Source organism: Streptomyces yongxingensis (assembly GCF_055597465.1).
In genome coordinates this window covers 159,952-173,296 of sequence record NZ_CM145717.1, presented here as the reverse complement: position 1 = coordinate 173,296, position 13,345 = coordinate 159,952, and the positions used below count along the sequence as shown (strand labels likewise).

The window sequence follows — 13,345 nt, the reverse complement described above, 5'->3', positions numbered from 1 at the left end:
AGGAGTGAGTCATGCAGCATCGGACACTCGGAAGCCAGGGCCTTGTGGTCTCGGCGATCGGCTACGGCGCGATGGGCCTGACGATGGCCTACGGACCCACCGACGAGGAGGCCGGCGTCGCCGCCCTCCGCCGCGCGCACGACCTGGGCGTCACCTTCTTCGATACCGCCGAGATGTACGGCTGGGGCACCGGATCCAACGAGATCCTGGTCGGCAAGGCGGTCAGGGACTTCCGCGACGACGTGGTCCTGGCCACCAAGTTCGGCGTCGACATGTCGGTACCGCCCGAGCAGATCGGCGGACCTCTCAACAGCCGGCCCGACAACATCCGCAAGGTCGCCGACAACAGCCTGCGCTACCTCGGCGTGGATCACATCGACGTCTTCTATCAGCACCGCGTCGACCCCGAGGTGCCCATCGAGGAGGTCGCGGGCACCGTCAAGGAACTGATCGACGCGGGCAAGGTGAAGTACTTCGGCCTCAGCGAGGCCGGGCCCGAGACGATCCGCAGGGCGCACGCCGTGCAGCCGGTCTCCGTCCTGCAGACCGAGTACTCCCTGTTCGAACGGGACGTCGAGCAGCTCTTCCCCACCCTGGACGAACTCGGCATCGGCTTCGTCGCCTACTCGCCCCTCGGCCGCGGGTTCATCACCGGCACCGCCAAGCCCGCCGGCCAGTACGAAGGCAACGACCTGCGCAACGTCGACCCGCGCTGGCAGCCGGGCAACTTCGAGAAGAACATCGAAGCCGTCGACCGGCTCGCCGAGCTCGCGGCGGCCAAGGGTGCCACCGTCTCCCAGCTGGCCCTGGCCTGGCTCCTGACCCGTGGCGAGCACATCGTGCCCATCCCCGGCACCCGCAGCCCGAAGCGCATCCAGGAAAACGCCGGCGCCGCCGACCTCACCCTCACCGACACCGACCTCAAAGCCATCGACGAGATCCTGCCTCAGGGCGGCTTCGGCGCCCGCTACACCGAGGGGCACGTGCCCACCTGGATCTGAGACCCACCCTGGGACAGATGCACTCGGACACCAACGGCGGCACACGGACCCGGTAAGGCCCGGATCACCGGAGCCTTGGAATGCCGGCCACGGCGAGAGGCGCCCGAAGCCGTTGGAGCTGGCTTCGGGGCACTCTCTTCGACGGCGCCGAACACTCAGCTGGGCATCGTCGCGGTGGGCTCAGGGAAACGCGGCAGGGGCACTGTGATCGATAGCCCCAAGTCGAGCCGCTTGTCCATGTCGAGGCGGAAGGTGCCGTAGATCTCCCTACGGTGAGGTGAACCTCGACATGGGTGCCCGTCTGCATCTCGCCGCGGCCACTGTTCCCGGGCCTCGTACCTCGGCGGACGCCAGGCAGCTGGCCGGTGAGGCAGGCACGTACCGATAGGGGTCGACCGAAGTGGTGGCTACGTACGGTTTGCGTGGTTGGCTGGAGCTTCTGCGGCGTCGAGCGCATCTTGTGGGCGGTGGTTCTTCCCGAGCAAGGTGCCTATGAGGACAGCACCGAGCGTGAGGAGGGCGGCAGCGACGGTGAGCGCGAGTGAGAAGCCTTCCGTCGCGGCGTGCAGGGGGTCGTCCTGTGCCGCCAGGGCGTCGCTGCGGCGCGAGGCCAGAGCGACAAGCACCGCCACCCCCACGGCGCCGCCGACTTGTTGAACGGAGCTCAGGACGGCCGAGCCGAGTCCGGCGTTCTCCTCGGTGGTGCCCGTGAGCGCGGCGACGGTCAGGGCGGGCAGACTCAGTCCGCATCCGAGGCTCGTGACGAGCATGCCGGGCAGCACGCCGGAGGCGTAGCCGTCGCTCGGTGCCACGCCGGACAGCAGCAGCAGTCCGGCCGCGCTGATCAGGAAGGACATGACGAGGGCCGGGCGCACGCCGAGCCTGACCACCGCTCGGGAGGAAAGCCACATGCCCGCAAGGATGCCGGCACCGTAGGGCAGGTAGGCGAGGCCGGCCGTGAGTGGGCGGTAGCCCAACACGGTCTGCAGGTGCACCATCAACAGGAAGGCCATCGCGTACATGGCGGCGGAGAACAGCAGGGTCGTTCCATTGGCGACGGCGCGGATGCGGAAGGACAGGAACGACAACGGCACCAGCGGCTCGGCGGTCCGTGTCTCGGCCGCGACGAAGGCGACGGCCAGGGACATGGCCAGAACCAGAGGCCCGACAGCGGCCGTGTCGCTCCAGCCCGACTCCCCGGTCCGGAGCAGTCCGTAGACCAGGGACACCAGGGCACCGGTGCCGAGTACCGCACCGGGTACGTCGAGGCGTACCGCGCGCCCGGCCCGGCTCTCGGGGACCAGGCGCGGGAGCAGCACAACGGCTGCAAGGGCCACCGGCAGGTTGATCAGGAAGATCCAGCGCCAGGATGCCAGGCCGGTCAGCGCGCCGGAGATCACCAGACCCATCGTGCCGCCCAGACCCGCGATGCCCCCCCAGATGCCAAACGCCTTGGCGCGCTCCTCGGTACCGGGGAATAGCAGCGTGATCAGTGCCAGCGCGGCCGGGCTGGCCATGGCCGCGCCCGCGCCCTGGACGAACCGTCCGGTCACGAGCTGCCAGGGCTCCTGCGCGAGCCCGCAGATCAGGCTCGCCGCACCGAACAGCGCCACACCAGTCAGGAAGACGCGTCTACGGCCCAGCAGGTCGGCCATTCGGCCGAACAGCAGCAACAGCCCGCCGAAGGCGAGGAAGTAAGCGTTGACGACCCAGGCCAGGCCCGCGGTGCTGAAGCCGAGATCCTCCCTCATGCTGGGGAGCGCCACGCTCACCACGTTGTCGTCCAGGACGAGCATGAACTGTACGAAGCACAGCACTACCAGGGCCGGTCCCCGGCGCGCAAGGGCGTTGGCAGTGGCTGTGGTTGGTACCGACGTCATGCCGAGCGTCCTGTCCTCGTGAACGGCCCCTGTGAACTGCGGTAGCGCCCATGGCGCGGTGAGTGATTGATCGGCATGCGAATGACGCTATGCACTGGCTGCGCTGACCGCGATGCGCTACCAGGCCATGTCGTATCGCATTGAGGACATAGGCTGGGGGTCATGACCAAGGCCGTCGTGGGAGCCGTCCCGCCCGGGGTGGGTGCAATCGTCGTCGGGAACTTTCCGTTGGCGTATGGGCAGTGGTTCATCCCGCACAGCCATCCACAGCACCAGTTGGTCTGGGCGCGGAGTGGTGTGCTCGGCGTCGCCGTCGACGATGCCTACTGGGTCCTGCCACCCACACGGGCGCTGTGGCTGCCGGCGGGAGTGGTCCACCGGACCGGCGCGACCCGCGAGGCGGTGCTGTGCAGCCTCTACTTCGAACCAGACAGATGCTGCCTGGACTGGGCGGACCCCACGCCGGTCGGCGTCGACGGTCTGTTGGCCCACCTCATCGCCTACCTCAGCCGCGAAACCCTCCACGATGGCCCGCGGCTACGGGCCGAGGCGGTCGTCCTGGATCTGCTGCGCCCCTTGTCGGCCACCCCCATCGATGTCCCGCACCCCACCGACGACCGCGTGCGCGCTGTGGCCGACGCGCTGCTCGCCGACCCCGCAGACTCACGGAGCCTTGAGGCGCACGCACGGGCCATCGGGGTGAGCCGACGCACCCTGACCCGGCTGTTCGTCCACGACACCGGCATGCACTTCGACCGCTGGCGCACCCATGTGCGGTTGCGTGCCGCGCTTCCCCTGCTCGCCGAGGGCCAGCCCGTTTCCCGGGTCGCACACACCGTGGGATACGCGACACCGAGCGCCTTCCTCGCGGCGTTCCGGCGAACCGTCGGCACTTCCCCGGGGCGCTACCTCAATGGCGACGCTTCGTTCCAGGCATCTGCTACGAGCGCCGCCGATGAATGACTACTGCGGGATTCGGACCCTAGGAAACGGGGGAGCGCGGTGCCCCGCCGCGACCGCCTGCGGACGGCAGGCCGGAGCAGCCGAGCCGAGGCCGTCAGCGCTCCCAGCTGCATCCAAACAATGAGCCGGGCTCATCTATCGACCGATTGATGAGCAAGATCGGAAAGTGGCGGCGCGCGGCCGAATCGATACCGGATCACGCCCATGAAACGGTGTCGGAAAGTCGGTATCCTCAAGAACTCGAGGAGCACCCTTTTCTGTCCGATCTGGCGGGTGCAGCCACCCCAAGACGACGACACCGCCGATCTCCTCGCCCCTGTGCCGGCCGTACGGACCGGCGGCCTCGTGGGATACGCACGCGTGTCCACCAAGGGGCAGTTGCTCGACCGGCAGATCCACGCACTCACCGAAGCAGGGTGCATCCGGATCTTCGCCGACAAGAAGTCCGGCAAGAACGCCGAACGCGAGGAACTGTGGACGGCCCTCGACTACCTGCGCGAGGGTGACACACTCGTCGTCCCGTCGCTGCACAACAGCGCAGCTGCTGTGCGTGGCATCTGCGGGACCGACGTCGACATCGTGGAGGGCGGCTACGGTTCGCCGCCACCGGGCCAAGATCGCCTGGTGATCGGGCATGAGTCACTCGGTGAGGTGATGGAGGCCCCCGCGGGAAGCGGCTTCGCACCGGGCGACCTGGTCGTGGGCATCGTGCGGCGTCCCGACCCGGTGCCGTGCCCGCCGGGCTCGCACGGTGAGTGGGACTTTTGCCGCAATGGCCAGTACACCGAGCGAGGGATCAAGGAGCGGGACGGGTTCGGATCCCAGCGGTGGCGGATTGAACCGGAGTACGCAGTCCGGCTCGATCCGCAGCTCGGCGACTGCGGGGTCCTGCTGGAACTCGCCCCTGACTCGTGCCTTGGCCGAGGCTTTGGTCGATGTCCTGTGGTTCATCGACGGCAGTGAAGACGAGCAGATGGATCAGGACGAAGCGGTCAAGGTCATGGAGGGCGTCGCCCACGTGGTCAGCACGCTGCCGAGTGATCAGCAGCAGGAGCTGATCGCCCTGCTCGGGGAGATGGCAGCTGCCGAGACTAACCCCCCTCGCCGTGAGTTCCTGGAGGAGTTCCCGGAGGGCTTCGGGCTCATCGACGATCTGTCCTGAAGGATCTCAGCTTGCCGCGCAAGGCCGGCACCAAACTGTGCCGCGGCGGGTGACCCTCCACCCAGACTCATCACCATGAACTCGACGATGTTGGATAGCGGCATGGTGAGACGCAAGAAGGAGAAGAAGAAGCGGCCCGCCTGGGGCATTCCGAAGGGGATCTTCCTGTTTGCGACGCCGGAGGGCTGGCGCACCAGCGTCCTCACCGAAAGCGGAAATCTCTGTGGGCGGCTGGACGTGCCGATCAACACCGACCCGCAAGACGCGCGGGCTGCGGCAGCGGTGATGGTGACGGAACTCGCGCGCGACTTCCACGACACCGACGTGGAGGTGAGCTGGGATCCGCCCCAGGAGCCCTGGTCATGGACCGCCCAGGTCACCCCCGCCGCCGAAAACGAACCACTTTCGCCGGACGCTGAAGGCTGAACGACAAGCTCAGGAGTAGAGCAGGACGCGCTTGCGGAGGAGTTCGAAGCCGGCTCGGCCGAACATCTGGCGCTTGAGCATCTTGATCCGGTTGACATGGCCTTCGACGACTCCGGAGTTCCACGGCTGCGAGAGTCCGGCAGTGACGGCGTCGAGGTCGCGTTCCAGGTGCCGGGCGAAGCGCTGGAGGCTGGGCAAGTCGGCGTTGGTTGCCGCTTCGATCCATGCCGGCAGTTGGTGGCCTTGCAGCTGGGTCAGCATGTGGGCGAAGGAGCGCACATGCTCGGCGAGTGCGTCCAGTTCGGGGCAGTTGGCCAGCACGGCCTTGAGCTGGAGCCGGTCGCTCTGGGCCAAGGCGTCGGGGTGGGTGAGGATCCAGCGGGTGACGGCGCGGGCGGTTGGCGGCCGGGGGCTGACCGGCTGGGGCTTGCCGCGTAGGTTCCGGCTGACGTAGGCGCGGACGTTTCCGTAGCCGTCCGGGTAGCCCTGCGCCTTGATCTCCTCCCACAGTTTCCAGGCATTGGTGCAGCCTTCCTGCCATCTCTGGTCGAGGTAGGGCTTGTAGGCGTCGAGCTTGGTGGGGCGACTTTGCCACTGGCCGGTGAACAGCCGCTCCGGCTCGGTGGCGCGGGAGAAGCGGAGAACGGTGTTGAGGCCCATGCCGAGCTGCCGGGCGATGGCTCGCTTGCTGTGGCCGGCGGCCAGCAGGGCGTGGACAGTGGCGTGCTTGGCGCGGGTGCGTTCGGCGGATCGGTGTCCCGTTGGCCACGGCGAGGATGCGGGCGATTCCGACACCTGGTCTGGCTCCTGCGGTGACTCAGGTGCGGGCCGCAGACAAGCGCGGTGCCGGTAGACGCACTTCTCGGCGGCTTCGCCGAGGTTGTGCCAGAGGTGCCATCGGTCGGCGACCTGGAGGGCTTGCGGGGCGCCACGGGTGGCGCCCTCCGCGTAGAAGAGGGCGCGGTCCCGGCAGATGATCTCGATCCCGGGTCGCTCGGACAGCCAGGCCGCGAGGGTGTCCGCTTCCCGGTCCGGCAGGAGGTCCACGGGCCGGCGTGTCTCGACGTCGACGAGTACGGTTCCGTAGATCCGGCCCTTGCGCTGGGCGTATTCGTCGACGCCGAGCACGCGGGGAGTGGCGGTGGGCGGATCCGGCAGCGAGGTGATCAGCCTCAGCAGGGTGTTCCGGCTGACTCGGACCCCGAAGGCGTCCGACATTCGGGCGCCGGCCCGTCCCGCGAGCGCGAGACCGACCGAGACGAGCGTCGATCGCAGCCGTTCCGTCCGGCGAGCGAATCGACGGGTGAGGCCGGGCACCTGCTCGGCAAACGTCTGACGCGGGCAGGAGCCCTCCGCGCAGACGAACCGGCGCACCCGCAACGACATGACGACGAGCTTGCCCGACGTGGGTAGATCGCGGGGAAAGCGCAGGTAAGAGCCGTGTATTCGACTCGACCAGCACCCGCAGCCCGGACAGGCCGCCTGCTTGGCCGTGGACCGGGCCTCCACTCTTACGACAGCGTCTGCCACGTCGACCGACTCCACCGACATGTTCTCCACCGACCCGAACAGCAGCTCGTCCAGCTGCGGCCGCACGTTGTTCACGGCGCAGAACTGTCGATGCCCTCATTCTCGGGCAGGTCGATTTTTGGGCGATGTCACCCGCCCTCGAACGACGACCAACCGTCACGCTGCGTACGCGACCACAAGAAGTGGACCAGAACCGGAAGTGGTTCTGGATCAACTTCTGTGGTTGGTTACGTTCCGTGGACGACGATTGCTTTCGAATCGTCTGTTGGCCTCGCTGCGCTCGAAGCAAGCGGGAGAAGTAGCTGAGAAGCTGCCTTCATGATGGACAAGGCCAAGGCTGGTGGAGTTCAAGGTCAGACGGTTTGCCCGGGAAAGTACGCGCGCGTCGAGAGGGAGAGACGGTTCCTGCTAGGTGAGACTCCAGCACCGTCGTCGGTGACGGTCACCCGTGTGATCACCGACCGGTATCTGGTGGGAACACGTCTGAGGCTTCGACGTGCTGAGTTCTCAGACGGAGGCTGCGAACTCAAACTGACTCAGAAGGTGCCGATCTCTCGTTCAGGCGCTATCCAGGGCATGATCACGAATACATACTTGTCGCCGGCCGAGTACGACCTGCTCGCCTCGCTGCCGGCCGCGGTGCTGTCCAAGACGCGTTTCAGTGTGCCTCCCCTGGGCGTCGACGTCTTTGACGGCCCGCTGCAGGGCTTGGTCCTAGCGGAGGCTGAATTCACCACTGATGAAGAGGCGGAGTCCTTTGTTCTTCCTCCGGAGTGCGTGGCGGAGGTGACCAACGATGCTCGCTTCACTGGAGGGTGCCTTGTCGAGGCATCTCGGTCAGAGGTGCTCAGGTGGCTGACGGAGTACGGGATTCGCCCAGAGTGACATCAACGGACGGCGCTCTCCACTGGTGAGAGCCTAAGACGTCGTTTCTTTTGGTTGAGGTTCGTGTTGTTGACCGGCCAGGTTGGTGTCAGTGCGGTGTGAGAGCCTCCGGGGCATGAGCTACGACCTTGCTGTCTGGGAAGGTGAGAGGCCGGCAGATGACAAGACCGCCGGCCGGGTCTTCAGCGACCTGTACGACCGCTACATCGACCGCGAGGTGGAAGAGCCTCCGTCGGAACGTATAGCGGCTTACGTGGCCGCACTGCTTGAGCGGTGGTGCGACATCACCGAGGACGAGGAGGGCACCTCGCCCTGGTCGACCGGTCCGTTGATCGGCGAGGCCAGCGGTCCGCTGATCTACTTCCCCATGCGGTGGAGCATGGCCGAGGAGGCGTCGGCCTACGCGGCAGCTACGGCGGAGTCCATGGGACTGGTCTGTTTCGATGTGCAGCAGGACAGGCTCAGGCCGTAAGCAGGGTCGTCAATCGGCGGTAGCCGATGAGGGCTGCAGCTACGCCGACGAAGGCGAGGAAGTGTTCGGCTTTGCGTTCGTAGCGGCGGTGCAGACGTCGGCAACCGGCAAGCCAGGAGACCGTTCTTTCGACGACCCAGCGGTGGCGGCCCAGCCGGGTGGAGGACTCGATGCCCTTGCGGGCGATGCGTGACGGATTCCGCGCCTGCGGAGCCATCGGTGCAGGTGGTCATAGTCGTATCCCTTGTCGGCATGGAGCTTGGACGGGCGCCGGCGGCGTGGGCCGCGTTGAGAGCGGATGGGCGGGATCCCGCGCACGAGCGGTTCCAGACCGAGGCTGTCGTGCGTGTTGGCGCCGGAGATACCCAGGGACAGGGGCAGCCCGTTCCGGTCGGTGATCAGGTGGATTTTCGATCCCGGCTTGCTGCGGTCGGTCGGATTCGGTCCGGTCAGTGGCCCCCTTTTGCGGCCCGAATGCTGACGGAGTCGATCGCGCACCGCGACCAGTCCAGTTCGCCCCGAGCGCCGAGCTCGTCGAGGATGACGCGGTGAAGCTTGGCCCAGACCCGGTCCCGGCTCCACTGGGCGAAGCGCCGGTAGACCGTCGGCCAGGCCGGACCGAACACCGGCGGCAGCTGTCGCCAGGTGCAGCCCGAGGTAGCCACGAAGATGATCGCTGCCAGGCATTCACGGTCACCGGCCCGCCGTCTCCCGCCGCCTTGCGGGCGTATGACCTCCGGCGACGGGACCACCCTCCGGAACAGCACCCACAACTCGTCCGGCACCAACCGCTCCACCAGATCCGTCATGCACGGTTCAACGAGCCATCACGCCATTAGAAACGGCATCTTAGACTCCAGCAACTCGACTCCACGTAAGTCGGGGCACATCAGAGTCCCTATCGAACCCGGAACGGTTCACTCAGGCCCATCTACACCGCTCCGACCGAGGAGGCCGCGCTGGAGCGGTTCGTGGAGTTCACCGACGCATGGGGCGGGAAGTATCCGGCGATCGTCTGGCTCTGGGATGCGGCCTGGGCGGAGTTCGTGCCCTTCCTCCGGTTCGACGTGGAGATCCGCAAGATCGTCTGCACCACCAACGCGATCGAAAGCATCAGCGCACGGATCCGCAAGGCAGTCCGGGCCCGGGGACACTTCCCCACTGACCAGGCCGCGCTCAAATGCGTCTACCTGGCCGTCATGAGCCTGGACCCGACCGGCACCGGACGCAAACGCTGAACCATGCGCTGGAAGGCCGCACTCCAAGCCTTCGACATCACCTTCGACGGCCAGCTCACTGCCGGACGACGCTGAAGAAAACCGACCGAGTTCCACCGTTCGCTACCCAGACCCCCGGCTCGTCGCCATGGACGGCACCCTCAGCCAGGTCGGGTACCTCGGGCCTGTCACGGTGGAGACCATGGACCTCCTCGTGGGGCGCAAAAAGCTCAGCTCCGTCGGCAGCGGCGGTCTGCCGGCGACCGCCGCCATGCTGGACTTCTGCGCCGCTCACGGCATCACGGCGGACATCGAACTGCTGCCGTCCTCGCAGGTGAACGAGGATCTGGAGCGCCTGCGTCGCAACGACGTCCGCTACCGGTTCGCCCTCGACATGGCCGACCTGGACTGAACGCCAAGACCAAGCGGGTATCCAGGGCGCCGCTCAGACTGATGTCACGAAGACGCGTCGAGGGAGGCCAGCAGGGCCAGAGCATCGGCCGAGCGGGTGCCGGGCTCGGCGTGCAGGAGCATCATCTCCAGCTTGCTGGCCCCCACCACCTGGAACTTCTCGACCAGGAGTTCCAGGGAGCCGACCTGTGGATGCTGTATCCGGAACATGGCCTCGGCTGCGGAACGCACATCGTGGCGTGCCCACAGCTGACGGAACCGGTCGCTCTTGAGGGACATCTCCCCGATCAGAGCTTGGAGTCGCTCGTCGTCGGTCTGTGTGCCGACTGTGGCGCGCAGGTGGGCAACGGCGACGGCCGTGTAGTGCTCCCAGTCGGCGTGGTACTCCTGGAGCGCCTCGTCGGTGAAGAGGGCGCGCAGCCGGTTCGTCCCGGGCGCCAGCTCCGGTGACAGCACCCGAGCCAGTCGGTTGGCGGCCAGGACATCGCTGTATTGATTGAAGACGAACGCGGGCACGTTGAGGGTCCGCAGGAGCATGTCGAGCCCCGACGGCAGGCGCTCGTCGGGAAGGTCGAGGCCGCGGCGCGGTTTCGGGCCGACGAGCGACAGCAGGTAGGCGGTGCCCTCCGCATCCAGCTGGAGGACCTGGGCGAGCGCCTCGAGTACCTGGGCCGAGGGGTTGCGGTCGCGGCCTTGCTCCAAGCGCAGGTAGTACTCGGCGCTGATGCCGGCCAGCATGGCGACCTCCTCGCGGCGCAACCCAGTCACCCGGCGCAACCCGTGCCCGGGTGACAGGCGGGCATCGTCAGGGGTGACCTGTTCGCGTCGTGCACGCAGGAAATCTCCGAGGGCGTTATCCACAATGGCAGGCTATGCGGTCGCAATCGATTCTGGGTGTCCCTGTCACTACCAGGAACGCCGGGGAACTGGCAGTCCTACTTCGTGCCGGTGAAGCTCATGGATATGACAATGCAGACGTGGTTCATCACTGGTGGCAACAGCGGGTTCGGGCGTGAGCTGGCCGAGCAGCTCCTTTCGCGGCGACCGGGTAGCCGGGACGGTACGGCGGGAGGGCTCGGTCGACGATCTTCGCGCCAGTACGGCGACCGTTTCTGGGTCGGCCACCTCGACGTCACCGACCTGCTGCGGGTCCGCGAGGTCGTGGACGCCGCCTTCGGGGACCTCGGTCGTATCGACGTCGTTGTGATCAATGCGGGTTACGGCCTGTTCGGAGCTGCCGAAGAGTTCACCGACGAGCAGGTCGTCCATCAGATCACCACCAACCTTCTCGGCTCGATCCAGACGGCGCGGGCTGCGCTACCGCACCTGCGTGCCCAGGGCGGCGGCCGGTTGATCCAGACCTCCTCGGTCGCAGGGCTCGCCGCACACGCCGGTGCCTCGCTCTACCACGCGAGTGAGTGGGGTGCGGAGGGCTTCACGGGGCTGCCCAGGAGGTCGCACCGTTTCGGCATCGAGGTGACTCTCGTAGAGCCCGGAGGAGCGCGGACCGCCTTCAGCGGCAGCAGCCTCCAGCTGAGTGAGCCCTTGGCCGCTTACGACGGGACGCCGGCTGCGATGGTGCGCGCCTTCCGGAACACCCAGACAGCGCCGCGCAGAAGCCGGCCCCCATGAGGCTCGTCCTGGGTAGCGACTCGTACCAGGGAGTCACCGCTGCGCTGCGGGGCCGGCTCGCTCAGGTCGAGCCTCAGCAGGCGAGCTCGGCTGAGACCGACGCCGACACCTGAGCACAGCAGCGGCACGACCGCTCACCATCCGTACCTGTCGACGCATCGCCGCGCGATACACCGACACCCCCTACCGAGTGGAGCGAACAGCATGGACACGATTGACGCCGAGACGACAGCAGGGACGGTCAGAGGAGAGCTGCGTGACGGGATCGCCGCATTCAAAGGCATCCCCTATGCAGAGCCGCCGTTCGGCGCCAACGCGTTCAAGCCGCCCGTGCCGCGCGCTCCCTGGGAGGGCGTACGTGACTGCACCGCCTACGGGCCGGGCTGTCCCCAGCCGTCCTCACCCATTTTCGGGGGCCTGAGCACAGGCGAGGACTTCCTGTCGGTCAACGTGTGGGCGCCGGAGGGTGCGACCGGCATGCCGGTGATGTTCTGGATCCACGGTGGCGGCTTCCTCATGGGCTCGAACGCCGGCTCCGGCTGGGAGGGGAACACCTTCGCCCGGGACGGAGTGGTGCTCGTCAGCTGTAACTACCGGCTCGGCGCTTTCGGATTCCTGCACGCCGGCCACCTGGACGACGCCTACGCCGAGGGATCGGGAGCCTACGGTGTGGCTGACCAGATCGCCGCCCTGCGATGGACCCGCGAGAACATCGCGGCCTTCGGCGGCGACCCGGACAACATCACCATCTTCGGCTCCTCGGCGGGCGGCACGTTCGTCGGTGAACTCCTTGGCTGTTCTTCTGCACAGGGACTGTTCCAGCAGGCCGTCTGCCAGAGCGCCGCAGCGGCTCCGCTGTTCGGCTTCCCCGCCCACTACGCCGAAGCGATTGCCGAGGCGATGTTCGACAAACTCGGCGTGCCCGCCGGTGACCTGCACACCGTCGACTCGGCGCGGATCCTGCAGGCGCAGACCGAGTTCATGGTCGAGAAGCAGCGCGGAGAACACCCAGAGTGCGGACGCATGATCCCGTTCGTCCCGCTCACCGGCGGCGACCTGCTTCCGCAGTCCCCGTATCAGGCCCTGACCGACGGCGTCGGGACAGACGTCAACCTGGTGATCGGGACCAACCGTGACGAGTGCACCCTGTACGCGCTGATGGAGGAAATGGGCGCTGCTGAAACAGGCATGTCTCCCGGCGGCTGGGACGCCGACCCGGCCGTGCAGCAGGCCATCCTTGACGTCTACGAACGGAGCCAGGAACCGGGGTCTGTGATCACACCGCAGGTCTCGATGGACACCGACCGTGCCTTCCGCGTCCCCTCGCTGCGTATCGCCGACGCCCACCACCGAGCAGGCGGAACGACCCGCGTCTACCAGTTCGCATGGCGCAGCCCCGCCTTCAATGGACGTGTAGGAGCATCCCACGGCATCGAAGGCCCGTTCGTGTTCGACGACTTCTCCCTGCCGATCACCAAGACGCTGATCGGCGACGAGATGCCCCAGGACCTGCTCACAGCCATGCACGGCTCCTGGATCTCCTTCGCCACCACTGGCGACCCCTCCGCCACCGGTGTCATCCCTGTCTGGCCGACTCACAACCCGGACACTCGCCCCACCATGGTGTTCGACACCAAGACCACCGTCGCCGAAGACCCCGACGGTGAGCGCCGCGCCAGCTGGGACGAAATCGACCTGAGTCTCTACCGGTAGTTCGTTAAATCGGGTGGTGGCCTGGGTTGACGGCAAATCATGTTGGTCGTAGG

The 13,345-nt window shown here is 67.1% G+C and carries 11 protein-coding genes and 5 pseudogenes; 12 read left to right on the top strand and 4 right to left on the bottom strand.

All coding sequences use genetic code 11. The annotated features are described in order from the left end of the window. Positions 1 to 11: 11 nt before the first annotated feature. A complete protein-coding gene (locus ACZ6TD_RS00665; RefSeq protein WP_471348949.1) occupies positions 12 to 1,001 on the top strand; it encodes an aldo/keto reductase in 990 nt (329 codons plus the stop codon). Between the two features lie 407 nt (positions 1,002 to 1,408). Here the strand turns inward: ACZ6TD_RS00665 and ACZ6TD_RS00660 are convergent, their stop codons facing one another. After that, positions 1,409 to 2,881 (bottom strand): MFS transporter, encoded by a 1,473-nt coding sequence (locus tag ACZ6TD_RS00660; protein WP_471348947.1) that lies wholly within the window; start codon positions 2,879 to 2,881, stop codon positions 1,409 to 1,411. Positions 2,882 to 3,043: 162 nt separating this feature from the next. Between ACZ6TD_RS00660 and ACZ6TD_RS00655 the strand changes: the two genes are divergently transcribed. The 5 genes and pseudogenes from ACZ6TD_RS00655 (at position 3,044) to ACZ6TD_RS00635 (ending at position 5,432) form a co-directional block, all read left to right on the top strand. Continuing rightward, positions 3,044 to 3,844: an AraC family transcriptional regulator gene (locus ACZ6TD_RS00655; RefSeq protein WP_471348943.1), complete on the top strand. Its 801-nt coding sequence runs from the start codon at positions 3,044 to 3,046 to the stop codon at positions 3,842 to 3,844. Between the two features lie 204 nt (positions 3,845 to 4,048). Then, positions 4,049 to 4,315, top strand: a pseudogene (locus ACZ6TD_RS00650) (recombinase family protein); the annotation flags it as partial. Positions 4,316 to 4,336: 21 nt separating this feature from the next. Next, positions 4,337 to 4,774: pseudogene (locus ACZ6TD_RS00645) on the top strand (alcohol dehydrogenase catalytic domain-containing protein); the annotation flags it as partial. Continuing rightward, entirely contained in the window at positions 4,761 to 5,006 is a 246-nt protein-coding gene (locus ACZ6TD_RS00640) for a hypothetical protein (protein WP_471348940.1), read from the top strand. The pseudogene ACZ6TD_RS00645 and the gene ACZ6TD_RS00640, both read left to right, overlap by 14 nt. Positions 5,007 to 5,081: 75 nt before the next feature. Then, on the top strand, positions 5,082 to 5,432 hold the full coding sequence (locus ACZ6TD_RS00635) for a hypothetical protein (RefSeq protein WP_471348937.1): 351 nt from the start codon (positions 5,082 to 5,084) through the stop codon (positions 5,430 to 5,432). Between the two features lie 9 nt (positions 5,433 to 5,441). Here the strand turns inward: ACZ6TD_RS00635 and ACZ6TD_RS00630 are convergent, their stop codons facing one another. Beyond that, positions 5,442 to 7,037 carry an ISL3 family transposase gene (locus ACZ6TD_RS00630; RefSeq protein ID WP_471348934.1) on the bottom strand — a complete coding sequence of 532 codons (1,596 nt, stop codon included), beginning with the start codon at positions 7,035 to 7,037 and terminating at the stop codon, positions 5,442 to 5,444. 243 nt (positions 7,038 to 7,280) lie between these two features. On the opposite strand from ACZ6TD_RS00630, the gene ACZ6TD_RS00625 reads away from it, so the two are divergent. Next, complete coding sequence (locus ACZ6TD_RS00625; RefSeq protein WP_471348932.1) at positions 7,281 to 7,847, top strand: CYTH domain-containing protein; 567 nt, start codon at positions 7,281 to 7,283, stop codon at positions 7,845 to 7,847. 115 nt (positions 7,848 to 7,962) lie between these two features. Next, positions 7,963 to 8,319, top strand: a complete 357-nt coding sequence (locus tag ACZ6TD_RS00620) for a hypothetical protein (protein ID WP_471348930.1) — start codon at positions 7,963 to 7,965, stop codon at positions 8,317 to 8,319. Here the strand turns inward: ACZ6TD_RS00620 and ACZ6TD_RS00615 are convergent. Next, positions 8,309 to 9,128: pseudogene (locus ACZ6TD_RS00615) on the bottom strand (IS5 family transposase). The gene ACZ6TD_RS00620 and the pseudogene ACZ6TD_RS00615 overlap by 11 nt on opposite strands. A 108-nt stretch (positions 9,129 to 9,236) precedes the next feature. Here ACZ6TD_RS00615 and ACZ6TD_RS00610 point away from each other — a divergent pair. Together ACZ6TD_RS00610 and ACZ6TD_RS00605 are read left to right on the top strand one after the other, a co-directional pair. Next, positions 9,237 to 9,632, top strand: a pseudogene (locus ACZ6TD_RS00610) (transposase); the annotation flags it as partial. Between the two features lie 31 nt (positions 9,633 to 9,663). Then, a pseudogene (locus tag ACZ6TD_RS00605) lies at positions 9,664 to 9,948 on the top strand (NAD(P)-dependent alcohol dehydrogenase); the annotation flags it as partial. Positions 9,949 to 9,992: 44 nt separating this feature from the next. On the opposite strand, the gene ACZ6TD_RS00600 reads toward ACZ6TD_RS00605, so the two are convergent. Continuing rightward, positions 9,993 to 10,808 carry a helix-turn-helix transcriptional regulator gene (locus ACZ6TD_RS00600; RefSeq protein ID WP_471348927.1) on the bottom strand — a complete coding sequence of 272 codons (816 nt, stop codon included), beginning with the start codon at positions 10,806 to 10,808 and terminating at the stop codon, positions 9,993 to 9,995. Between the two features lie 96 nt (positions 10,809 to 10,904). On the opposite strand from ACZ6TD_RS00600, the gene ACZ6TD_RS00595 reads away from it, so the two are divergent. Both ACZ6TD_RS00595 and ACZ6TD_RS00590 read left to right on the top strand, forming a co-directional pair. Continuing rightward, on the top strand, positions 10,905 to 11,579 hold the full coding sequence (locus tag ACZ6TD_RS00595; protein WP_471358741.1) for an SDR family NAD(P)-dependent oxidoreductase: 675 nt from the start codon (positions 10,905 to 10,907) through the stop codon (positions 11,577 to 11,579). 204 nt (positions 11,580 to 11,783) lie between these two features. After that, on the top strand, positions 11,784 to 13,292 hold the full coding sequence (locus ACZ6TD_RS00590) for a carboxylesterase/lipase family protein (protein ID WP_471348924.1): 1,509 nt from the start codon (positions 11,784 to 11,786) through the stop codon (positions 13,290 to 13,292). Positions 13,293 to 13,345: the final 53 nt, after the last annotated feature.